General features: G+C 70.8%; 18 protein-coding genes. 10 read left to right on the top strand and 8 right to left on the bottom strand.

Annotated elements, in window-relative coordinates:
- Nucleotides 1-134: 134 nt before the first annotated feature.
- Nucleotides 135-1,058, top strand: a complete 924-nt coding sequence (locus OG828_RS13615; RefSeq protein WP_328501277.1) for an LLM class F420-dependent oxidoreductase — start codon at nt 135-137, stop codon at nt 1,056-1,058.
- Between the two features lie 67 nt (nt 1,059-1,125).
- Here the strand turns inward: OG828_RS13615 and OG828_RS13610 are convergent, their stop codons facing one another.
- Nucleotides 1,126-1,926, bottom strand: coding sequence for an SAM-dependent methyltransferase (locus tag OG828_RS13610; RefSeq protein WP_328501276.1), 801 nt, complete (start codon nt 1,924-1,926; stop codon nt 1,126-1,128).
- A gap of 159 nt (nt 1,927-2,085) precedes the next feature.
- On the opposite strand from OG828_RS13610, the gene OG828_RS13605 reads away from it, so the two are divergent.
- The gene (locus OG828_RS13605) at nt 2,086-3,555 is read left to right on the top strand and encodes a 3' terminal RNA ribose 2'-O-methyltransferase Hen1 (RefSeq protein ID WP_328501275.1); all 1,470 of its coding nucleotides are present in this window, start codon (nt 2,086-2,088) and stop codon (nt 3,553-3,555) included.
- Nucleotides 3,552-6,092 (top strand): polynucleotide kinase-phosphatase, encoded by a 2,541-nt coding sequence (locus tag OG828_RS13600; RefSeq protein WP_328501274.1) that lies wholly within the window; start codon nt 3,552-3,554, stop codon nt 6,090-6,092. Before OG828_RS13605 ends, OG828_RS13600 begins: the two co-directional genes overlap by 4 nt.
- Before the next feature lie 8 nt (nt 6,093-6,100).
- Here OG828_RS13600 and OG828_RS13595 read toward each other — a convergent pair whose 3' ends face one another.
- Together OG828_RS13595 and OG828_RS13590 are read right to left on the bottom strand one after the other, a co-directional pair.
- Nucleotides 6,101-6,991, bottom strand: coding sequence for a hypothetical protein (locus OG828_RS13595; protein WP_328501273.1), 891 nt, complete (start codon nt 6,989-6,991; stop codon nt 6,101-6,103).
- Nucleotides 6,988-8,025: an SPFH domain-containing protein gene (locus tag OG828_RS13590; protein WP_328354993.1), complete on the bottom strand. Its 1,038-nt coding sequence runs from the start codon at nt 8,023-8,025 to the stop codon at nt 6,988-6,990. Before OG828_RS13590 ends, OG828_RS13595 begins: the two co-directional genes overlap by 4 nt.
- Nucleotides 8,026-8,145: 120 nt before the next feature.
- Here OG828_RS13590 and OG828_RS13585 point away from each other — a divergent pair, with 120 nt between their 5' ends.
- A complete protein-coding gene (locus OG828_RS13585) occupies nt 8,146-9,369 on the top strand; it encodes an arginine deiminase (protein ID WP_328354989.1) in 1,224 nt (407 codons plus the stop codon).
- A gap of 77 nt (nt 9,370-9,446) precedes the next feature.
- Nucleotides 9,447-10,454 carry an ornithine carbamoyltransferase gene (argF, locus tag OG828_RS13580; protein ID WP_328501272.1) on the top strand — a complete coding sequence of 336 codons (1,008 nt, stop codon included), beginning with the start codon at nt 9,447-9,449 and terminating at the stop codon, nt 10,452-10,454.
- Nucleotides 10,455-10,544: 90 nt separating this feature from the next.
- Here argF and OG828_RS13575 read toward each other — a convergent pair whose 3' ends face one another.
- Nucleotides 10,545-10,997, bottom strand: a complete 453-nt coding sequence (locus OG828_RS13575; RefSeq protein ID WP_328501271.1) for an ATP-binding protein — start codon at nt 10,995-10,997, stop codon at nt 10,545-10,547.
- A gap of 320 nt (nt 10,998-11,317) precedes the next feature.
- On the opposite strand from OG828_RS13575, the gene OG828_RS13570 reads away from it, so the two are divergent.
- Together OG828_RS13570 and OG828_RS13565 are read left to right on the top strand one after the other, a co-directional pair.
- Nucleotides 11,318-12,145, top strand: a complete 828-nt coding sequence (locus tag OG828_RS13570; protein WP_328501270.1) for an enoyl-CoA hydratase family protein — start codon at nt 11,318-11,320, stop codon at nt 12,143-12,145.
- Nucleotides 12,130-14,493 (top strand): bifunctional salicylyl-CoA 5-hydroxylase/oxidoreductase, encoded by a 2,364-nt coding sequence (locus OG828_RS13565; protein WP_328501269.1) that lies wholly within the window; start codon nt 12,130-12,132, stop codon nt 14,491-14,493. Before OG828_RS13570 ends, OG828_RS13565 begins: the two co-directional genes overlap by 16 nt.
- A gap of 84 nt (nt 14,494-14,577) precedes the next feature.
- On the opposite strand, the gene cysD is transcribed toward OG828_RS13565, so the two are convergent.
- The 3 genes from cysD to OG828_RS13550 all read right to left on the bottom strand — a co-directional run bounded on the left by cysD (nt 14,578) and on the right by OG828_RS13550 (nt 18,139).
- Complete coding sequence (gene cysD / locus OG828_RS13560) at nt 14,578-15,519, bottom strand: sulfate adenylyltransferase subunit CysD (protein ID WP_328438076.1); 942 nt, start codon at nt 15,517-15,519, stop codon at nt 14,578-14,580.
- A gap of 136 nt (nt 15,520-15,655) precedes the next feature.
- Complete coding sequence (locus OG828_RS13555; RefSeq protein WP_328354971.1) at nt 15,656-16,468, bottom strand: PaaX family transcriptional regulator; 813 nt, start codon at nt 16,466-16,468, stop codon at nt 15,656-15,658.
- A 15-nt stretch (nt 16,469-16,483) separates the two neighbouring features.
- Nucleotides 16,484-18,139 (bottom strand): AMP-binding protein, encoded by a 1,656-nt coding sequence (locus tag OG828_RS13550; protein WP_328501268.1) that lies wholly within the window; start codon nt 18,137-18,139, stop codon nt 16,484-16,486.
- Nucleotides 18,140-18,264: 125 nt separating this feature from the next.
- On the opposite strand from OG828_RS13550, the gene OG828_RS13545 reads away from it, so the two are divergent.
- A complete protein-coding gene (locus OG828_RS13545) occupies nt 18,265-19,593 on the top strand; it encodes an acyl-CoA dehydrogenase family protein (RefSeq protein WP_328438074.1) in 1,329 nt (442 codons plus the stop codon).
- On the top strand, nt 19,590-19,988 hold the full coding sequence (locus OG828_RS13540) for a RidA family protein (protein WP_328501267.1): 399 nt from the start codon (nt 19,590-19,592) through the stop codon (nt 19,986-19,988). The genes OG828_RS13545 and OG828_RS13540 overlap by 4 nt, the downstream gene beginning before the upstream one ends.
- Before the next feature lie 7 nt (nt 19,989-19,995).
- Here OG828_RS13540 and OG828_RS13535 read toward each other — a convergent pair whose 3' ends face one another.
- Nucleotides 19,996-20,190 (bottom strand): DUF5999 family protein, encoded by a 195-nt coding sequence (locus OG828_RS13535; RefSeq protein WP_328501266.1) that lies wholly within the window; start codon nt 20,188-20,190, stop codon nt 19,996-19,998.
- 237 nt (nt 20,191-20,427) lie between these two features.
- Here OG828_RS13535 and OG828_RS13530 point away from each other — a divergent pair, with 237 nt between their 5' ends.
- Nucleotides 20,428-20,904 (top strand): DUF6299 family protein, encoded by a 477-nt coding sequence (locus OG828_RS13530; RefSeq protein ID WP_328438072.1) that lies wholly within the window; start codon nt 20,428-20,430, stop codon nt 20,902-20,904.
- Nucleotides 20,905-21,026 lie beyond the last annotated feature (122 nt).

Below are 21,026 nucleotides of genomic sequence, written 5' to 3'. Positions count from 1 at the left end.
CGGAGCCGCATGTAGATGCAGCCCCGCGCCCCTTTCGGGGCGCTGCAGGCGACGTCGCTTTTCACGCGACCGGGACCGCTGGGGCCGACGGGACCGGTGAGGCTGAGCGGGGTCGGAGCGTGCAGGATGGGTGTATGGATCTGCGTATTTTTACTGAGCCCCAGCAGGGCGCCACCTATGACAGCCTCCTCGCCGTTGCCAAGGCCACGGAGGATCTGGGGTTCGATGCCTTCTTCCGTTCCGACCATTACCTCAAGATGGGCTCCGGGGATGGCCTCCCGGGCCCCACGGACGCCTGGGTCACGCTCGCCGGTCTGGCCCGGGAGACCCGGCGCATCCGGCTCGGCACGCTGATGACCGCTGCTACGTTCCGGCTGCCCGGTGTCCTCGCCATCCAGGTCGCGCAGGTCGATCAGATGTCGGGTGGGCGTGTCGAGCTGGGCCTGGGTGCGGGCTGGGCCGAGGAGGAGCACAAGGCGTACGGCATCCCGTTCCCGAAGGAGAAGTTCGGCCGCCTCGAAGAGCAGCTGGAGATCGTCACCGGGCTGTGGGCCACGGAGGTCGGCCGGACCTTCGACTTCCACGGGACGTACTACGACCTCACCGACTCGCCCGCCCTCCCCAAGCCCGCCCAGCCGAAGATCCCCGTGCTCATCGGCGGCCACGGCGCCACCCGCACGCCCCGCCTCGCCGCGCGGTACGCCGATGAGTTCAACATGCCGTTCGCCTCCGTCGAGGACAGCGAGCGCCAGTTCGGCCGGGTCCGTGCCGCCGCCGAGGAGGCCGGGCGCAAGGCCGACGAGATCATCTACTCCAATGTCCTCGTCGCCTGTGTCGGCAAGGACGACGAGGAGGTCGCCCGCCGCGCCGCCGCGATCGGCCGCGAGGTCGACGAGCTGAAGAGGAACGGCCTGGCCGGTTCCCCCGCCGAGGTCGTCGACAAGATCGGCCGCTACGCCGAGACCGGCGCCCGGCGCTTCTACTTCCAGATCCTCGACCTCGGCGACCTGGACCACCTGGACCTGATCTCCTCCGAGGTCCAGTCGCAGCTGTCGTAGGACTTCCCGGGCAACGGTCGTCCGGCGGATCGGAGAGCGGGTGGCGAGCGATCCGCCGGACGAGGCCTCATGGCTTGCGGGCCACCCCCACGTACAGGGGTATGTCCTCGCCGCCGCGTTCCTCGCCGAGCTCGGGGTGCCAGTGCGCGGCGAGCGTCAGGCCGGGGTCCAGCAGGTCGAGGCCCGTGAAGAAGGCGGCGAATGCGTCGCGCGACCGCACCTGCGCGGGAGTGCCGCCCTTGCGGTAGATCTCGACGACACGCTGCCAGGTCTCCGGGTCGAAGTCCCCCGTTGCGTGCGACAGCGTCAAGTAGCTTCCGGATGCGAGAGGTTCGAGCAACTCGCGCACGATCCGGCCGGGTTCGTCCTCGTCCACCACCAGGTGGAGGAGCGCCACGAGGGACAGCGCGATCGGCTCCGTGAAGTCGAGGGTCTCCCGTGCCGCCGCGAGGATTCTTCCCGGTTCCCGTACGTCGCCGTGGACGTAGGCGGTCCTTCCCTCGGGTGTGCTGTGCAGCAGCGCCTCGGCGTGCCGCAGGACGATCGGATCATTGTCGGCGTACACCACTCGGGCGTCCGGAACGATCCCCTGCACGATCTGGTGGAGGTTCGGCTCGGTCGGGATTCCGGTCCCGATGTCGAGGAACTGGCGGACACCCCGCTCGGCCAGCAGCCGCGAGGCGCGGTGCATGAACCGGCGGTTGGTCCGCGCCATCTCCCGCACCGCGGGGAACAGGGAGATCACCTGTTCGCCCGCCTCCGCGTCGACCGGGTAGTTGTCCTTCCCGCCGAGGAAGTAGTCGTACATGCGGGCCGAGTGGGGTTTGCTCGTGTCGATGGGGGTCGCGCGTAATCCGGCGTCTGTCACGTGATGCCTCCGCTGGTGGACCTGGTGGGCGATCGGTCGTACCCCACTCGAACGCCCGGGCGACTGGGAGGTTAGCGAAAAACCCCGGGTGCTGCCGACGCCCCCTCTGTACGGTGGGCGTATCCGCAGTTCAGACCACTATTCCAAGGCTGAGCCCCTGTGTTCCTGACGATCACCAGCACCGGCACCGACGAACGCCCCGCCACCGACCTCGGCTTCCTGCTGCACAAGCATCCCGAGAAGGCGCAGGCGTTCTCCACGTCCTACGGCACGGCGCACGTCCTCTACCCCGAGGCGGGCGCCGAGCGCTGCACCGCGGCGCTGCTGCTGGAGGTCGACGCGGTGGCGCTGGTCCGGCGCGGCAAGGGCAAGGGACGGGGCGGCGCGCCCGACGCGGCGCTCGCGCAGTACGTGAACGACCGCCCGTACGCGGCCTCCTCACTGCTCGCGGTGGCCCTGAGCGGCGTGTTCTCCAGCGCGATGAAGGGCACCTGCACCGCACGGCCCGAACTCCCGCAGCAGGCACGCCCGTTGCGCATCGAGGTGCCCGCGCTGCCCGCCCGCGGCGGCCCCGGCCTCGTACGGAGCCTCTTCGAGCCGCTCGGGTGGACGGTCACCGTCGAACCCGTGGCGCTGGACGCGCAGTTCCCCGAGTGGGGCGACTCGCGGTACGTCGGTCTCGTGCTGGAGTCCTCGGCCCTCACCCTCGCCGAGGCCCTGCGCCACCTGTACGTCCTGCTGCCCGTGCTCGACGACGCCAAGCACTACTGGGTCTCCCCCGACGAGGTCGACAAGCTGCTGCGGGCGGGTGAGGGCTGGCTGCCCGCGCACCCCGAGCAGAAGCTGATCACCAGCCGGTATCTGTCGCGGCGCTGGTCGCTGACCCGGCAGGCGATGGAGCGGCTGGAGCTGGTGCGGCTGGCCGAGGCGGACGACACCGAGGTCGAGGAGATCGACAACGCGGTGGAGGCGGAGACCGAGTCGGAGGAGCGGCCGACCCCGCTCGCCGAGCAGCGCCGGGACGCCATCATCGCGGCGCTCGGCACGTCCGGCGCCGCCCGCGTGCTCGATCTGGGCTGCGGGCAGGGCCAGTTGGTGCAGGCGCTGCTCAAGGACCCACGGTTCACCGAGATCGTCGGCGTCGACGTGTCGATGCGGGCGCTCACCATCGCCTCCCGCCGCCTCAAGCTGGACCGCATGGGCGAGCGCCAGGCCTCCCGCGTCAAGCTCTTCCAGGGCTCGCTCGCCTACACCGACAACCGACTCAAGGGCTACGACGCCGCCGTGCTCAGCGAGGTCATCGAGCACCTCGACCTGCCCCGGCTGCCCGCCCTGGAGTACGCGGTGTTCGGCTCCGCCCGCCCCCGGACGGTCCTCGTGACCACCCCGAACGTCGAGTACAACGTCCGCTGGGAGTCCCTCCCGGCCGGCCACGTCCGGCACGGCGACCACCGCTTCGAGTGGACACGCGAGGAGTTCCGGACCTGGGCCGACGCCGTCGCAGAACGGCACGGGTACGGCGTGGAGTTCGTGCCCGTGGGGCCGGACGACCCCGACGTGGGACCGCCGACGCAGATGGCCGTATTCACCATGAAGAGCACGAACGAGCTGGGGGCGAAGGCCGCATGACCGAGACCCGCACGGGACGCACCCTGCCCGTCACCGACCTCTCCCTCGTGGTGCTCATCGGCGCCTCCGGCTCCGGCAAGTCCACCTTCGCCCGCAGGAACTTCAAGCCCACCGAGGTCATCTCCTCCGACTTCTGCCGCGGCCTGGTCTCCGACGACGAGAACGACCAGTCCGCCACCCGCGACGCCTTCGAGGTCCTGCACTACATCGCGGGCAAGCGCCTCGCCGCGGGCCGCCGTACGGTCGTCGACGCGACCAGCGTGCAGTCGGACTCCCGGCGCCAGCTGATCGAGCTGGCCCGGCAGTACGACGTGCTGCCGATAGCCATCGTGCTCGACGTGCCCGAGGACGTGTGCGCCGAGCGCAACGCCACCCGCAGCGACCGCGCCGACATGCCCCGCCGGGTCATCCAGCGCCACACCCGCGAACTCCGCCGCTCGCTACGGCACTTGGAGCGCGAGGGCTTCCGCAAGGTGCACATCCTCCGGGGCACCGAGGAGGTCGAGAACGCGTCGATCGTCACCGAGAAGCGGTTCAACGACCTGACCCACCTCACCGGCCCCTTCGACATCATCGGCGACATCCACGGCTGCGCCGCCGAACTGGAGTCCCTGCTCGGCAAGTTGGGCTACGTCGACGGCGTCCACCCCGACGGCCGTACGGCGGTCTTCGTCGGCGACCTCGTCGACCGCGGCCCGGACAGCCCGGGCGTGCTGCGCCGCGTGATGTCGATGGTCGGCTCCGGGAACGCACTGTGCGTGCCGGGCAACCACGAGAACAAGTTCGGCCGCTACCTGAAGGGCCGCAAGGTCCAGCACACCCACGGACTGGCGGAAACCATCGAGCAGATGGCGGACCAGTCGGACGAATTCCTCGCCCAGGTACGGGAGTTCATCGACGGCCTGGTCAGCCACTACGTCCTCGACGGCGGCCGGCTGGTCGTCTGTCACGCCGGGCTCCCGGAGAAGTACCACGGCCGCACCTCCGGGCGGGTGCGCTCGCACGCGCTGTACGGCGACACCACCGGCGAGACGGACGAGTTCGGGCTGCCGGTGCGCTACCCGTGGGCCGAGGACTACCGGGGCCGGGCGGCAGTGGTCTACGGCCACACTCCCGTGCCCGAGGCCACGTGGCTCAACAACACGATTTGCCTCGACACCGGCGCTGTGTTCGGCGGCAAGCTGACCGCGCTGCGCTGGCCGGAGCGGGAGCTGGTCGACGTACCGGCCGAGCAGGTCTGGTACGAGCCGACCAAGCCGCTGCGGACCGAGGCACCCGGCGGACACGACGGACGGCCGCTCGACCTTGCCGACGTGCAGGGGCGCAGGGTGGTCGAGACCCGGCACCAGGGCCGTATCGCGGTCCGCGAGGAGAACGCGGCCGCTGCTCTGGAGGTCATGAGCCGCTTCGCCGTCGACCCGCGGCTGCTTCCGTACCTGCCGCCGACCATGGCACCGACGGCCACCTCGCACGTCGAGGGCTACTTGGAGCACCCGGCCGAGGCCTTCGCGCAGTACCGGGAGGACGGCGTCGCGCGGGTCGTGTGCGAGGAGAAGCACATGGGTTCGCGTGCGGTGGCGCTGGTGTGCCGGGATGCGGAGGCGGCGCGGAAGCGGTTCGGCGTGGACGGTCCCACGGGTTCCCTTTACACCCGTACCGGACGGCCGTTCTTCGACGACGGTTCGGTGACGGAGTCGGTCCTGGACCGGGTCCGGGCCGCCGTGACCCAGGCCGGCCTGTGGGACGTACTCGAGACGGACTGGCTGCTGCTCGACGCCGAGTTGATGCCGTGGTCGCTGAAGGCATCCGGGCTGCTGCGGTCGCAGTACGCGGCCGTGGGCGCCGCTTCCGGGGCGGTGTTCCCGGGCGCGCTCGCCGCGCTGGAGGGTGCGGCGGCGCGGGGCGTGGAGGTGGCGGACCTGCTGGCGCGGCAGCGCGAACGGGCCGCGGACGCCGCGGCGTTCACGGAGTCGTACCGCCGCTACTGCTGGACCACGGACGGCCTCGACGGCGTCCGCCTGGCCCCGTTCCAGATCCTCGCCGTCCAGGGCCGCAGCCTCACGGGCCTGCCGCACGACGAGCAGCTCACTCTGCTCGACCGCCTCGTCGAGCACGACAGCACCGGCCTGCTCCAGACCACCCGTCGGCTGTACGTCGACACCGCCGACCCGGAGTCGGTGCGGGCGGGCGTCGACTGGTGGCTGGAGATGACGGGACGCGGCGGCGAGGGCATGGTCGTCAAGCCGGTCGGCGCGGTTGTGCGCAGTGATCAGGGCCGTCTGGTGCAGCCCGGCATCAAGTGCCGGGGCCGTGAGTACCTGCGGATCATCTACGGTCCCGAGTACACGCGCCCCGAGAACCTCGCCCGTCTCCGCTCCCGCTTCCTCAACCACAAGCGCTCCCTCGCGATCCGCGAGTACGCGCTGGGCCTGGAGGCACTGGACCGGCTGGCGGAGGGCGAGCCGCTGTGGCGGGTGCACGAGGCGGTGTTCGGGGTGCTGGCGCTGGAGTCGGAGCCGGTTGATCCGCGGCTGTGACGGTCAGCTCAGCAGACCAGCCGCAGCCGTTCCCGGCACACGCCCACCAGGACCGTCTGCCCCCAGGTCAGCGCGACCGCGTCCGTCTCCATCCCGTCCCCGAAGGCGACCAGCCGCTCGGACTCGACGGTGAGGCGGAGACGGGTCGCGGCGGCGAGTTCCCCGGCCACCAGTGACGTACCGGTGGCCGGGGACGGCCAGGCCTCCCGTACGAACCACAGCAGCCGTTCCTCGGTAGGGGCGGGCAACCGCAGCCGCGTGCCCCGCTCCTGCCACACGGACCGGATCCATCCTGTGGCCCCGGTTCCGGTGCCGACGATCACCCCGGAGGAGGCCTGCGCCTCGACGACACCCCCGTCGTCCTCGAGGCCCAGGCGGTATCGGGCCGTCTGGTGGCCGCCGGCGCCCAGGTAGATCTCGTTCAGTGCCACGAGCCGCTGGGTGTCGTCGGCGACCGCCTCGACCATGGTGAGTTCGTCGACCGGCGGGGTGGTGGATGTCAGCAGTTTCGCCGCGTCCTGGGGGCGGTGGCGCACCAGTACGCCCGGGTTGCGTCCGGGGTCCGTGTCGAACCCCACCACCGGCTGCCCGGACAGGTACTTGGCCACATTCGCCACCAGACCGTCCTGGCCGACCACGACCACCATGTCCTCCGGTGCGAACAGGAACCGGTCCAAGTCGGCACGCTCCACCTGCGCCTGACGCCATGTCAGGGGAACTGCGGAGGTCACCTCGGCCAGGGCTCTGCGCGTGCGGCGGTGCCGGTCCGCGATCTCCTCGATGTCCCGGCCGCGGGAGCGGAGGAAGAAGGCGGCCTGGCCGTGCGTGCCGTGCCGGGCCACCAACTCCTCGTACTCCGTGGTGCGATGGACGAGCACGGCACGCGGGGCGAGGCTCACGCCCGCTCCCCGTCGCCGAGCCGGGAAAGCAGCCCCGTGAGCACGTCCGGCGAGATGGTCACGCTGTCGATGTGCGGCAGGTTCTCCGCGAGGCGCGTGCCGGTCAGCGCGTGCAGGGTCGCCACGTCGACGTCCGCGTGCACCCGCAGCCAGGCCGACTGTGCCTCGGCCCGCGCCGCGCCCACCTCGCGCGCGCCCTCGGCCTCGGCGCGGGCCAGCCGTACGGAACGGGCGGCCTCCGCCTCCGCCAGCTTCACCGTGCGGGCCGCCTCGGCCTGCGCCCGTACCGCGTCGGACGCTGCCTGCTCCTCCGCCTCGCGGCGGGCGTTCGTGCCGCGCTGGTCGACCAACTGCTCCTCGCGGCGGGCGAGTTCGATGCGGCTGTCCAGCTCGTTCTCGGCGATCGCCCGCTCCCGCTCGACGGCCACGGCACGCCGTTCGTACGTCGCCCGGTCGGCGTCCTGCTGGATCTGCTCACGGGCGGGGGTGCGCAGGGCCCGCTCCACCTCCGGCTCCGGACGCAGGGCCACCACGCGCACGGCGACCACCTCGATGCCCGTGGCCGGCAGCCGGGGTTCCGCAGCCAGGCCCGCCGCGACGCGTTCGCGCACCGCCGTCACGCCGTCCACGAGCGCCGACGACAGCGACGTACGGGCGAGGACGTCCAGCGCGTGCTGCTGGGCCGTCTCCGTCAGCAGGGTGCCCAGTTGCTCCAGCGGAGCGCCGCGCCAGGCGCCGGTGTCCGGGTCGATGGAGAAGTCGAGGCGGGCGGCGGCGAGGGCGGGGTCGGCGATCCGGTAGGTGACCGTCGCCTGGACCGCGACGTCCTGGAAGTCGGACGTACGAGCATGGAAGGTCATCGCCAGTTCGCGGTCGTCGACCGGCACCTCGGAGAGCGCGGCGGTCAGGGAGCGGTACCAGAAGCTCAGTCCCGGGCCGTCGTGCACGAGCCTGCCGGAGCGGTGGTGGCGGATGTGTGCCGTCGGCGCGCCCCGCAGATGGCGCCAGCCCAGGCGCCGGGTGATGTCGGCCATGAGACCCCCTCGTTTTCGTCATGCAGACGATAAGCGCGAAGCCTGCTTGTCGTCAAGAGGACGAAAAGGGAAACGGCCAAGCAGGGGGTGAACTCGGTCGTCGATGGTCAGGATGGAGTCATGGGATTCCATGTCGACTCCGAGGCCGGGCGGCTGCGCCGCGTCATCCTGCACCGGCCGGATCTCGAGCTCAAAAGGCTCACCCCGAGCAACAAGGACGCGCTCCTCTTCGACGACGTGCTCTGGGTGCGCCGGGCGCGCGCCGAACACGACGGCTTCGCCGATGTGCTGCGCGACCGCGGTGTCGCCGTCCACCTCTTCGGCGATCTGCTCACCGAGGCCCTGGACATCCCGGTGGCCCGGAAGCTCGTACTGGACCGGGTCTTCGACGAGAAGGAGTACGGGGTGCTCGCCACCGACCACCTCCGGGCCGCCTTCGAGTCGCTGCCGGCCGCCGAGCTCGCCGAGCTGCTCGTCGGCGGCATGACCAAGCGCGAGTTCCTCGACGCCCACCCGGAGCCGACCTCCGTCCGCTTCCATGTCATGGACCTCGACGACTTCCTCCTCGCCCCCCTGCCCAATCACCTCTTCACCCGCGACACCTCCGCCTGGATCTACGACGGCGTCTCCGTCAACGCGATGAGATGGCCCGCCCGGCAGCGCGAGACCGTGCACTTCGAGGCGATCTACCGGCACCATCCGCTGTTCCGTGACGAAACGTTCCACGTCTGGTCCGAGGGGCAGGCCGACTACCCGTCCACCATCGAGGGCGGCGACGTCCTGGTGATCGGCAACGGCGCCGTCCTCATCGGCATGAGCGAGCGGACCACCCCGCAGGCCGTCGAGATGCTCGCCCACAAGCTGTTCGCCGCGGGCTCCGCCGAGACGATCGTGGCCCTCGACATGCCCAAGCGGCGGGCCTTCATGCACCTCGACACCGTGATGACGATGGTCGACGGCGACACCTTCACCCAGTACGCGGGGCTCGGCATGCTCCGCTCGTACACCATCGAACCGGGCGTCGCCGACAAGGAGCTGAAGGTCACCGACCATCCGCCGGAGCACATGCACCGCGCGATCGCCGCCGCGCTGGGCCTCAGCGAGATCCGCGTCCTGACCGCGACCCAGGACGTGCACGCGGCCGAGCGTGAGCAGTGGGACGACGGCTGCAACGTCCTCGCCGTCGAGCCGGGTGTCGTCGTCGCCTACGAGCGCAACGCCACCACCAACACGCATCTGCGCAAGCAGGGCATCGAGGTGATCGAGATCCCGGGCAGCGAGCTGGGGCGGGGGAGGGGCGGGCCGCGGTGCATGAGCTGTCCGGTCGAGCGGGCGGCCGTATAGAGATGTCAGCCGTATAGAAATGTCGTCGGTCGTATAGACTTCCAAAGGTCTTGTTATCGCACCTCTGGAGCGCCCCCATGGCGACAGTCCCGACCGCTCTTGCCGGCCGCCACTTCCTCAAGGAGCTGGACTTCGGCCAGGAGGAGTTCCTTGCCCTGATCGCGCTGTCCGCCGAGCTGAAGGCGGCCAAGAAGGCCGGGGCCGAGACGCGGTATCTGAGCGGGAAGAACATCGCGCTGATCTTCGAGAAGACCTCGACGCGCACCCGCTGCGCGTTCGAGGTCGCGGCGGCCGACCAGGGTGCTTCGACGACGTACCTCGACCCGTCGGGCTCACAGATGGGGCACAAGGAGTCGGTGAAGGACACCGCGCGGGTCCTCGGCCGGATGTTCGACGCGATCGAGTACCGGGGCGACAGCCAGGCCGCCGTCGAGGAACTCGCGGCGCATGCGGGCGTGCCGGTCTACAACGGGCTCACCGACGACTGGCACCCCACGCAGATGCTGGCCGACGTCCTCACCATGACCGAGCACAGCGCCAAGCCGGTCCAGGAGATCGCCTACGCCTACCTCGGCGACGCCCGCTTCAACATGGGCAACTCCTACCTGGTCACCGGAGCCCTGCTCGGCATGGACGTACGGATCGTCGCGCCCCGGCCCTACTGGCCCGCCGAGGAGATCGTCGGCCACGCCCGCAATCTGGCCGAGACCAGCGGTGCGCGGATCACGCTCACCGAGTCCGTGGACGAGGGTGTCCTGGGCGCCGACTTCGTCGCCACCGATGTCTGGGTGTCCATGGGGGAGCCGAAGGAGGTCTGGGACGAGCGGATCGCCGCGCTTTCGGCGTATGCCGTGACCATGGATGTGCTGCGCGCCACGGGTAATCCGGATGTCAAGTTCATGCACTGCCTGCCGGCGTTCCATGACCTTGGGACGAAGGTCGGGCGCGAGATTTATGAGCGGCATGGATTGGAGGCGCTGGAGGTCACGGACGAGGTTTTCGAGTCGGCGCACTCGGTCGTTTTCGACGAGGCGGAGAATCGGTTGCACACGATCAAGGCGGTGCTGGTGGCGACGCTGGGTTGAGTTCGGGGTGGCGCCGTGGGGGTGTTTGTCGTTTGCCGGGTGCGGGTTGTTTGTGGCTGGTCGCGCAGTTCCCCGCGCCCCTTACGGGGCTTACAGCGGGCGGCGTTGATGCGGCACCGTTGGGAGTCTGAACCAGACCGCCTTGCCGGAGTCTGTTGGGCGGTGGCCGCAGGAGGAGCTGAGGGCTCGGATGAGGAGCAGGCCGCGGCCGTGTTCCTGCCAGGGGTCGGGCTCTCCGTTGAGGGGGCGGGTGAGGTTGCCCGGCGGTGCCGGGTCCGGGTCGTGCACCTCGACCTGGCAGCCGCTCGGCAGCAGCTCCACGACCAGCTCTATCGGACCGCTCCCGGCGGTGTGCTCGACGGCGTTGGCGACCAGCTCGGCCGTGAGCAGTTCCGCGGTGTCGCAGTCGGCCCCGTGCTCCAGCTCGGCCAGCGCCGTACGGACCAGTGCGCGGGCCACGGGCACCGCCGCGGCGGTGTGCGGCAGCGCGATGCGCCACGAGGCGGAGGCGGAGGGGCGTTCGTACAAGGCGGTTCCGTTCATGAGCAGGCTGTCCTGCTTTCAACCATATGAATGGTACGGCGCCCTCCGGCAGAGTGCTCGACGGACGCCGTACGGGACCTTCGGCCCCGGTATCGAGCGGCTTACCCCTCCCAACGGTCCGCCCACCGCGGCTGCTCCCGCCGTTACCGCGCTGTCGCCGATCCGTGCTGTGCCGTGACGGATGTGACAGAGGCCGGTTACCCGTGACAACTACGGTGCCGCCCGGCTCTATCGCGCCCTCATGACGACAGTCACATATGAGTGATAACTTCGAAGGGTAGAGCCCCGTGAGGCAACGTCGCCCGAGGAGGCCCCACGTCATGAGTCCCTTCACCGGCTCGGCCGCCCGCACCTCCGACTGGCAGCACCTGCGGGTCGAGCTCACCGACGGTGTCGCCACCGTCACCCTCGCCCGCCCCGAGAAACTCAACGCCCTCACCTTCGGCGCCTACGCCGACCTGCGCGACCTGCTCGCCGAGCTGTCCCGGGAGCGGGCGGTCCGCGCGCTGGTGCTGGCCGGCGAGGGACGCGGCTTCTGCTCCGGCGGCGACGTCGACGAGATCATCGGCGCCACCCTCGCCATGGACACCGCCCAGCTTCTCGACTTCAACCGGATGACCGGGCAGGTGGTCCGTGCCGTACGGGAGTGCCCGTTCCCGGTGATCGCGGCCGTGCACGGCGTGGCCGCCGGCGCGGGCGCGGTCCTCGCCCTGGCCGCCGACTTCCGCGTCGCCGACCCCAGCGCCCGCTTCGCCTTCCTGTTCACGAGGGTCGGCCTGTCCGGTGGCGACATGGGCGCGGCCTATCTGCTGCCCAGGGTCGTCGGCCTGGGCCACGCGACCCGCCTGCTGATGCTGGGCGAGCCGGTCAGGGCCCCCGAGGCCGAGCGCATCGGCCTGATCAGCGAACTGACGGACGAAGGCCGAGCGGATGAGGCGGCGGGTGCGCTGGCCCGCCGCTTGGCGGAGGGCCCGGCGCTGGCGTACGCCCAGACAAAGGCGTTGCTGACAGCGGAACTGGACATGCCACTGGCGGCGTCGGTAGAGCTGGACGCCTCGACGCAGGCCCTTCTGATGAACGGCGACGACTACGCAGAGTTCCACGCAGCCTTCAAGGAAAAGCGCCCTCCCAAATGGAGGGGGCGGTGATCGTGCCAACCTCAGGGGCGCGGGGAACTGCGCGACAAGCCACAACGCACCCGCAGCCGCCCACGACGACCAACCACCCCCTACGCGTGGCGATCGTCGGCGGAGGCCCCGGCGGCCTCTACGCCGCCGCGTTGCTCAAACGCCTCGACCCCTCCCGAGAAGTCACCGTCTGGGAACGCAACGCCCCCAACGACACCTTCGGCTTCGGAGTAGTCCTCTCCGACGAAACCCTCGGCGGCATCGAACACGCCGACCCCGTGGTCTACGAGGCCCTCCAAAAACACTTCATCCGCTGGGACGACATCGACATCGTCCACCGAGGCACCCGCCACACCTCCGGAGGACACGGCTTCGCCGCCCTCGGCAGAAAACGGCTCCTGGAAGTCCTGCACGAACGCTGCCGCACCCTCGGCATCGACCTCCGCTTCCGCGCGGAAGCCCCCTACCCGGCCTGGCTGGCGGAGACATACGACCTCGTCATCGCCGCCGACGGGGTGCACAGCACCACCCGCGAGGCCTACGCCCATGTGTTCCGCCCCCATGTGGCCACCCACCACTGCCGCTACATCTGGCTGGCAGCCGACTTCGCCTTCGACGCCTTCCGCTTCGAGATCGCCGAAACCGAACACGGCGTGATGCAGCTTCACGGCTACCCCTACGCGCCCGACGCCTCCACCGTGATCATCGAGATGCGCGAAGAGGTCTGGCAGGCAGCAGGCTTCGAGGATCTCGACGACCAGGAGTCCGTCGAACGCTGTGCCAAGATCTTCGCGGAAGCGCTCGGCGGTCGCCCGTTGAGGTCCAACAAGTCGGCGTGGACCACGTTCCGTACGGTGGTCAACGAACGCTGGTCGCACGGGAACGTGGTGCTGCTGGGCGACGCCGCTCACACCGCCCACTTCTCCATCGGCTCCGGCACCAAGCTCGCGGTCGAGGACGCCCTGGCGCTGGCGGCCTGCCTGGAGGAACAGCCCACGCTGGAGCGTGCGTTGGAGGCCTACGAGGAGGAGCGGCGCCCTGTCGTCGCCTCCACCCAGCGTGCCGCCCGCGCCAGCCTGGAGTGGTTCGAGAACGTCGCCCGCTATCTCGACCAGCCGCCCCGCCAGTTCGCCTTCAACCTGCTCACCCGCAGCCGCCGTGTCACCCACGACAACCTGCGACTGCGCGACGCCCACTTCACCGAGTCCGTGGAGCGCGCGTTCGGCTGCCCGCCCGGTACGCCGCCGATGTTCACGCCGTTCCGGCTGCGCGGCCTGACGCTGCGCAACCGGGTCGTGGTGTCCCCGATGGACATGTACTCGGCCCTCGACGGCGTCCCCGGCGACTTCCACCTCGTCCACCTGGGCGCACGGGCGCTCGGCGGCGCCGCTCTGGTGATGACCGAGATGGTGTGCGTGAGCGCGGAGGGCCGGATCACCCCGGGCTGCACCGGCCTCTACACCGGCAAGCAGGCCGAGTCCTGGAAACGGATCACCGAGTTCGTGCACGCGCAGGCGCCCGGCACCGCGATCGGCGTCCAGCTCGGCCATTCCGGACGCAAGGGCTCGACCAAGCTGATGTGGGACGGCATGGACGAGCCCCTGGAGGACGGCAACTGGCCGCTCGTGGCCGCGTCCCCGATGCCGTACAAACCGCAGAGCCAGACCCCCCGCGAGCTGACCCGCGCCCAACTCACCGACATACGCGAGCAGTTCACGGCCGCCGCCTGGCGTGCCGCCCGCGCCGGCTTCGACCTCCTCGAACTGCACTGCGCCCACGGCTACTTGCTTTCCGGCTTCCTCTCCCCGCTGACCAACCACCGCACCGACGCCTACGGCGGCACGCTCGCGAAACGGCTCCGCTTCCCGCTGGAAGTCTTCGACGCCGTACGGGGAGTGTGGCCCGAGGAGCGGCCCATGACCGTCCGGATCTCGGCCACCGACTGGGCCGAGGGCGGCACGAGCGGCGAGGAGGCCGTGGCGATCGCCCGCGCCTTCGCCGCGCACGGCGCCGACGCGATCGACGTGTCGACCGGGCAGGTGGTCGCCGAGGAGCGGCCGGAGTTCGGGCGGTCCTACCAGACGCCGTACGCCGACCGCATCCGCCACGAGACCGGCATCCCCGTGACCGCCGTCGGCGCGATCTCCTCCTGGGACGACGTCAACTCGCTGATCCTGGCCGGGCGCACGGACCTGTGCGCCCTCGCCCGCCCCCACCTCTACGACCCGCACTGGACGCTGCACGCGGCGGCCGAGCAGGGTTACGACGGCCCCGGCGTCGTCTGGCCGGCACCGTACCGCGCAGGCAGCCGCCGCCCCCAGACCGGCCGCACGGACGCCCCCAAGCCCCGCTTGACGCTGGGGACTTGAGGGCGGCGTCAAGCCCGCGGGCAGTCGTACCGGAGGGCGATGGGGGTTTCCCCGCTCGAGCGCGGACGGCACCGCTGGACATCGTCAGAAGTACCCATCGCGCTTACGGTCTTCCATCGCGGCCTCGGAGAGCTTGTCGTCGGCGCGGGTGGCGCCGCGTTCGGTGAGCCGGGACGCGGCGATCTCGGCGATGACCTTCTCGATAGTGTCGGCGTCGGAGTCGACGGCGCCGGTGCAGGACATGTCGCCGACGGTGCGGTAGCGGACTCGCCGCTTCTCCACCGTCTCGGTCGCCTTCGGCCCGCCCCACTCGCCGGCCGTCAGCCACATCCCGGCCCGCTGGAACACCTCACGCTCGTGCGCGAAGTAGATCTGGGGCAGTTCGATGCCCTCGCGGGCGATGTACTGCCACACGTCCAGCTCGGTCCAGTTGGACAGCGGGAAGACGCGGACGTGTTCGCCGGGTGCGTGGCGGCCGTTGTAGAGGTTCCACAGCTCGGGGCGCTGGCGGCGCGGGTCCCACTGCGAGAACTCGTCCCGCAGCGAGAACACCCGCTCCTTGGCGCGGGCCTTCTCCTCGTCCCGGCGTCCGCCGCCGAAGACGGCGTCGAACTTCTCCGCCTGGATCTTCTCGGTCAGCGGCAGCGTCTGCAGCGGATTCCGCGTCCCGTCGGGACGTTCGCGCAGCACACCCCGGTCGATGTAGTCCTGTACGGAGACCACATGGAGGCGCAGTCCATGTGCCGCCACCACACGGTCCCGGTAGTCGAGCACCTCGGGGAAGTTGTGGCCGGTGTCCACGTGCAGCAGCGAGAAGGGAATCGCCGCGGGGGCGAACGCCTTCAGCGCCAGATGCAGCATGACGATGGAGTCCTTGCCGCCCGAGAACAGAATCACCGGCCGCTCGAACTCGCCCGCCACCTCCCGGAAGATGTGCACGCCCTCCGACTCCAGGGCGTCGAGGACTTCCACGCGATGTCCCTCGGCCTTCAGCCGCTCACCGAGATGCCTTGCCGTGGTGGTCATGCGTCAGAATCCTCTTTCCTTACCCGGCGTGCTGAGTGGACGCTAGGTAAGAACCTTGAGAAGAGCGATAGAAGAACCTAAGGGTTCCATTAGTGACGCATGATGTGGGTGGGATCACACAATTCCGTGGGTGAGGTCACACGCCCGCGAAGCCGGCCCCCGCGTCCCGCAGCCGCTCGTGCAAGCCCCGGAACACCGCCGCGGAGCGGGCGCCCGGCCAGTCGGCGGGGAGCAGGTGCGCGGGCAGTCCCGGGTCGGCGTAGGGGAGATGGCGCCAGGAGTCCAGGGCGAGCAGATAGTCGCGGTAGGCCTCCTCGGGCGGAGTGTCCGCCCGTTGCTCCCAGTCGTGCAGCACGCGCGCGTGGCGGTCGAGGAACGCCTCGTGCTGCTTGGCGATCGCGGCCAGGTCCCACCAGCGGGCGACCGCCTCCGCGGTCGGCGCGTAGCCGAGGTGGTCGCCGCGGAAGAAGTCGACGTACGGATCGAGCCGCAGCCGCTGGAGGGTGTGCCGGGCCTCCTCGTACAGCCGGGCCGGGGCGATCCACACCCCCGGGGCCGCGGTGCCGAAGCCGAGACCGGCCAGCCGCGAGCGCAGCACATGCCGCTTCTGCCGCTCCGACTCCGGCACCGAGAACACGGCGAGCACCCAGCCGGTGTCCTCGGGCGCCGTGGTGGCGTAGATGCGCCGGTCGCCGTCGTCGAGCAACTGGCGGGCGTCCGGCGACAGTTCGTACCCGGCCGCGCCCCGCGCCGTACGGGCCGGTACCAGCAGCCCGCGCCGTTTCAGCCGTGACACCGACGAGCGTACGGAGGGCGCGTCCACGCCCACCGCGGCGAGCAGCCGGATCAGCTCGGCGACGGGCACCGGGCCGGTCATATGGCGGCCGTACGCGCCGTAGAGCGTGACGATCAGGGACCGTGGAGCATGCTGGTCGGACACGTTGATCATCTTAGGTCGTCGATATCATCGCTGGTCACCTTCGGTGCGCCGCCCCAAGTGGCGGTCACCCTCGGCGCGCAGCCTGAAGCGCTGGAGTTTGCCGGTCGCCGTGCGCGGCAGCGCGTCCAGGAAGACGACCTCGCGCGGGCACTTGTAGGGCGCGAGTTCCGCCTTCACGAAGTCGCGCAGCGCCTCGGCGTCCCGCCGCGCGCCCTCCCTGAGCACGGCGTACGCCACCACGACCTGGCCGCGCGCCTCGTCGGAGCGCCCCACGACGGCCGCCTCCAGCACATCCGGGTGACGCAGCAGCGCGTCCTCCACCTCGGGGCCCGCGATGTTGTAACCGGCCGAGATGATCATGTCGTCCGCGCGGGCCACATAGCGGAAGTAGCCGTCAACCTCGCGCACATAGGTGTCACCCGTGATGTTCCAGCCGTCGCGCACATACTCCCGCTGCCGCGGGTCGGCGAGATACCGGCAGCCGACCGGCCCGCGCACCGCGAGCAGTCCCGGCTCGCCGTCGGGCAGCTCCACGCCGTTCTCGTCGACCACGCGCGCGTGCCACCCCGGTACGGGAACTCCCGTCGTGCCTGGCCGGATGTGCTCGTCGGCCGCCGAGATGAAGATGTGCAGCAGCTCGGTGGCGCCGATGCCGTTGATGATGCGCAGCCCGGTGCGCTCGTGCCAGGCCCGCCAGGTGGCGGCGGGCAGGTTCTCGCCGGCGGAGACACAGCGGCGCAGCGAGGAGATGTCGTACGCGGCGAGCTCGTCGAGCATCACGCGGTACGCCGTCGGCGCGGTGAACAGCACCGAGACGCGGTGCTCGGCGATCGCGGGCAACAGCTGCTTGGGGCCCGCCTGTTCGAGCAGCAGCGCGCTCGCGCCGGCCCGCATCGGGAAGATCACCAGACCGCCGAGCCCGAAGGTGAAGCCGAGCGGGGGACTGCCGGCGAAGACATCGCCCACATGTGGGCGCAGCACATGCTTGGAGAAGGTGTCCGCTATCGCGAGCACATCCCGGTGGAAGTGCATGCACCCCTTGGGGCGGCCGGTGGTGCCGGAGGTGAAGGCGATCAGCGCCACGTCGTCGGCGGCGGAGTCCACGGCCGGGTACGGCGTGTCGGGCGCCGTGCGGTGCAGCAGGTCGTCCGGGGCGTCGCCGCCGTACGTCGTGATGCGCAGCCCCGGTATCTCGGCCTTGGCGAGGTCGTCCACGGCCCGGATGTCGCACAGCGCGTGCCGCACCTCGGCGATCTCGCACATGGTCCTCAGCTCGTGCGGACGCTGCTGGGCCAGCACGGTCACCGCGACCGCGCCCGCCTTCAGCACCGCCAGCCAGCAGGCGGCCAGCCAGGGGGTGGTGGGGCCGCGCAACAGGACGCGATTGCCGGGCACGACGCCCAGGTCATCGGTGAGCAGATGCGCGAGCCGGTCGACTCGGGCGCGCAGTGTGCCGTACGACCATGTGTCGCCGTTCGGCGTGTGGAACGCCGACCGGTCGTCGTCCGGCCCGGCGAGCAGTTCGGCGGCGCAGTTCAGCCGGTCGGGGTAACGCAGCTCCGGCAGATCGAAGCGGAGCTCGGGCCACTGGTCGGGCGGCGGCAGGTGCTCGCGCGCGAAGGAGTCGACGTGGGCCGAGGTCGTCGGCCGCCCGGTGACGCCGGCGTCCGGGTTGTCCATGGCGGTTCGCCCCCTTGCCGTGATGGGCGTGGTGGTGGGCTCGCGCAACGAGCGTATCGTGTTGGTGACGGCAGTCAACGGTGCGCGATACCGTCGGGGGAGACGAACGGGAGAGGGGACCGGCGATGTCCGCATTCTCACTCGAACCGCGACAGATCGCCTGGTGTGCCGAGCTGCGCACGCTGGCCGCCGAACGGCTGCGCCCGCTCGCGGAGAAAGGCGAGCCGGGGCGGGTCAACCGTGCGCTCGTGGCGGAGCTGGGCCGACTGGGGCTGCTGGAGCGGCTGTTCACCTCCGGCGCGGTCGATCTCTGCCTGATGCGCGAGTCCCTCGCATACGCCTGCACCGAGGCCGAGACCGCCCTCGCCCTCCAGGGCCTCGGCGCCCACCCCGTCCACGCCTACGGCACCCCGGCCCAGCGCGCCCACTGGCTGCCCCGGGTCAGCGAGGGCACGGCGATCGCCGCCTTCGCGCTGAGCGAGCCGGGAGCGGGGTCGGACGCGGGCGCACTGGCGCTGCGGGCGGATGGGGAGGGGGAGAGGGAAGCGGAAGCCGCTCGACGGGACGGCTCACCTCGCGCCGACACTGAGGGCTCGCCCGCTGCCGAGCCCGACGGCTCACCCTTCGCCGGTCTCGACAGCTCACCCGCTGCCGAGCCCCACGGCTCACCCTTCGCCCCCGACAACTCACCCGCCGCCGACACCGACGACTCCCCCCTCGCTGCTCCCGACGGCCCCTCCCGCTGGCGGCTCACCGGCGAGAAGTGCTGGATCTCCAACGCCCCTGAGGCCGACTGCTACACCGTCTTCGCGCGCACCACGCCCGGCACCGGCGCCCGTGGTGTCACCGCCTTTCTCGTGCCCGCCGACCGTCCCGGCCTCACCGGCGCCGCGCTGGAGATGCTGTCCCCGCACCCCATCGGCAGCCTGGTCTTCGATGCCGTGCCGGTCACCGCGGATGACGTGCTCGGTGAGGTCGACCGCGGCTTCCGCGTGGCCATGGGCACCCTGAACCTGTTCCGGCCCAGCGTCGGCGCCTTCGCGGTCGGTATGGCGCAGGCCGCCCTGGACGCCACCCTCGCCCACACCGCCGGACGGGACGCTTTCGGCGGCAAGTTGAGGGATCTGCAGACCGTCGCCCACCAGGTCGCGGAGATGGCGCTGCGCACGGAGGCGGCCCGCCTGATGGTGTACGCGGCGGCGACGGCGTACGACGAAGGCGCCCCGGACGTCCCGAAGCGCGCGGCGATGGCGAAGCTGCTGGCCACCGAGACCGCGCAGTACGTCGTCGACGCGGCCGTCCAGCTGCACGGTGCCCGAGCCCTGCGCCGTGGTCACCTGCTCGAACACCTCTATCGCGAGGTGCGCGCCCCACGTATCTACGAGGGCGCGAGCGAGGTCCAACGGGGCATCATCGCCAAGGAGTTGTACGCGTCGATCGGAGAGGCCCCGTGACCGCCGAGCGAGTCAATCCGCCCGAGCTCTCCCCGCCCACCGGCTTCTCGCACGCGGTCGTCGCCACCGGCTCCCGCATCGTCTTCCTGGCCGGCCAGACCGCCCTCGACGCCGACGGCAAGGTCACCGGCTCCACCCTCCCGGTCCAGTTCGAGCAGGCCCTCACCAACCTGCTCACCGCCCTGCACGCCGCGGGCGGCACCCCGGCCGACCTGGCCCGCGTCACCGTCTACGCCACGGATGTCGCCGAGTACCGCGCGCACGCCGCCGAAGTGGGCGGCATCTGGCGCCGGTTGGCCGGACGGGACTATCCGGCGATGGCGGTCGTGGAGGTCGTACGCCTGTGGGACGTACAGGCGCTGATCGAGCTCGACGGGTTCGCCGTACTGCCGTAGGGGCCGGTCAGGCGGCGACGGCCAGGTGCTCGACCGGCACCCGGTGCGGGGCCACGACGCGGCCGTCGGGGAGCAGTTCACCGGTGTCGTCGAAGGCGATCGCGCCGTCGCACAGCAGGTTCCAGCCCTGCTCGGGGTGGGCGGCGACGATGTGCGGGGCGCTGCTGTCGGCCGAGGGGCACAAAGGCTGGTGAGAACACATGGTGTACCTCCACATCGGTCGGGCCGTCCTTGGACGATCCCTATGGACAGACCATCCTCCGGCCGTGAAGTGAGCGGAACAGCCCGCCGCCAAGCGTGACAACACGCGGACAACACCCGGACGGTTCCACGACGGTCGGCGCGGACTCGCCACCGAAGGGGTGAGGTCACGCCCGAGGGCGTACCGGTGGAATTAGATGTGGAAACCTGCATTCCGTTTCATTCGGGAGTTCCTGCCATGCCCGTACGTCCTGTTCCCGCCGTCCTCGCCTCAGCCGGCGCCGCGCTGCTCCTGCTGGCCGCCGCTCCGTCCGCCTCCTCCGCCCCGCCCGCTCCCGCCGACACCAAGGAAATGGTGACGGTCGACAAGACCGCGCGGATCGCCGCCGACGGGACCGTCAAGATCTCCGGCACCTACCGCTGCCACAACAACGTCGGCCCCGTCTTCGTCAGCTCCAACGTCGGCCAGGGCGCCGGCTCCTCCGACACCCTCGGATCCGTGACGGTCCGCCACGCCATCGGCGGCACGCACGCCGTGTGCGACGGCGCCAAGCACCGCTGGGAGAACACCGGCAAGCCCGCGCCGCGCTCGCTCAAGGCCGGCAAGGCCAAGGTCGAGGTCACGCTGATGGAGCTGCGCCCCTGGGGCGGGCTGCCCCTGATGCCTCACTTCCACGCCCAGTCGCAGCAGGACATCACCCTGGCCAAGGGCTGACGCACCAGGTCGACATCACGCCGTCGCGCCTCCTCCCGTCCGGGGGAGGCGCGGCCGTGTTTCGGAACGATCTCAGTAGTTGAGAATTCACCAACCTGGGTGAATGTTGGTAAGCCTTGCCT

The organism is Streptomyces sp. NBC_00457 (assembly GCF_036014015.1).
In the GTDB taxonomy this organism is placed as follows: Bacteria; Actinomycetota; Actinomycetes; order Streptomycetales; family Streptomycetaceae; genus Streptomyces.
The sequence above is the reverse complement of the archived record's forward strand: the minus strand, read 5'-3'. Positions and strand labels throughout refer to the sequence as shown.

Excerpts from the sequence above, each read along its gene's own strand:
- OG828_RS13615 (WP_328501277.1), top strand. The coding sequence starts at position 135 with ATGGATCTGCGTATTTTTACTGAGCCCCAGCAGGGCGCCACCTATGAC.
- OG828_RS13600 (WP_328501274.1), top strand. The coding sequence starts at position 3,552 with ATGACCGAGACCCGCACGGGACGCACCCTGCCCGTCACCGACCTCTCC.
- OG828_RS13590 (WP_328354993.1), bottom strand. The coding sequence starts at position 8,025 with ATGGCCGACATCACCCGGCGCCTGGGCTGGCGCCATCTGCGGGGCGCG.
- OG828_RS13585 (WP_328354989.1), top strand. The coding sequence starts at position 8,146 with ATGGGATTCCATGTCGACTCCGAGGCCGGGCGGCTGCGCCGCGTCATC.
- argF (WP_328501272.1), top strand. The coding sequence starts at position 9,447 with ATGGCGACAGTCCCGACCGCTCTTGCCGGCCGCCACTTCCTCAAGGAG.
- OG828_RS13575 (WP_328501271.1), bottom strand. The coding sequence starts at position 10,997 with ATGAACGGAACCGCCTTGTACGAACGCCCCTCCGCCTCCGCCTCGTGG.
- OG828_RS13570 (WP_328501270.1), top strand. The coding sequence starts at position 11,318 with ATGAGTCCCTTCACCGGCTCGGCCGCCCGCACCTCCGACTGGCAGCAC.
- OG828_RS13565 (WP_328501269.1), top strand. The coding sequence starts at position 12,130 with ATGGAGGGGGCGGTGATCGTGCCAACCTCAGGGGCGCGGGGAACTGCG.
- cysD (WP_328438076.1), bottom strand. The coding sequence starts at position 15,519 with ATGACCACCACGGCAAGGCATCTCGGTGAGCGGCTGAAGGCCGAGGGA.
- OG828_RS13555 (WP_328354971.1), bottom strand. The coding sequence starts at position 16,468 with ATGATCAACGTGTCCGACCAGCATGCTCCACGGTCCCTGATCGTCACG.
- OG828_RS13550 (WP_328501268.1), bottom strand. The coding sequence starts at position 18,139 with ATGGACAACCCGGACGCCGGCGTCACCGGGCGGCCGACGACCTCGGCC.
- OG828_RS13545 (WP_328438074.1), top strand. The coding sequence starts at position 18,265 with ATGTCCGCATTCTCACTCGAACCGCGACAGATCGCCTGGTGTGCCGAG.
- OG828_RS13535 (WP_328501266.1), bottom strand. The coding sequence starts at position 20,190 with ATGTGTTCTCACCAGCCTTTGTGCCCCTCGGCCGACAGCAGCGCCCCG.
- OG828_RS13530 (WP_328438072.1), top strand. The coding sequence starts at position 20,428 with ATGCCCGTACGTCCTGTTCCCGCCGTCCTCGCCTCAGCCGGCGCCGCG.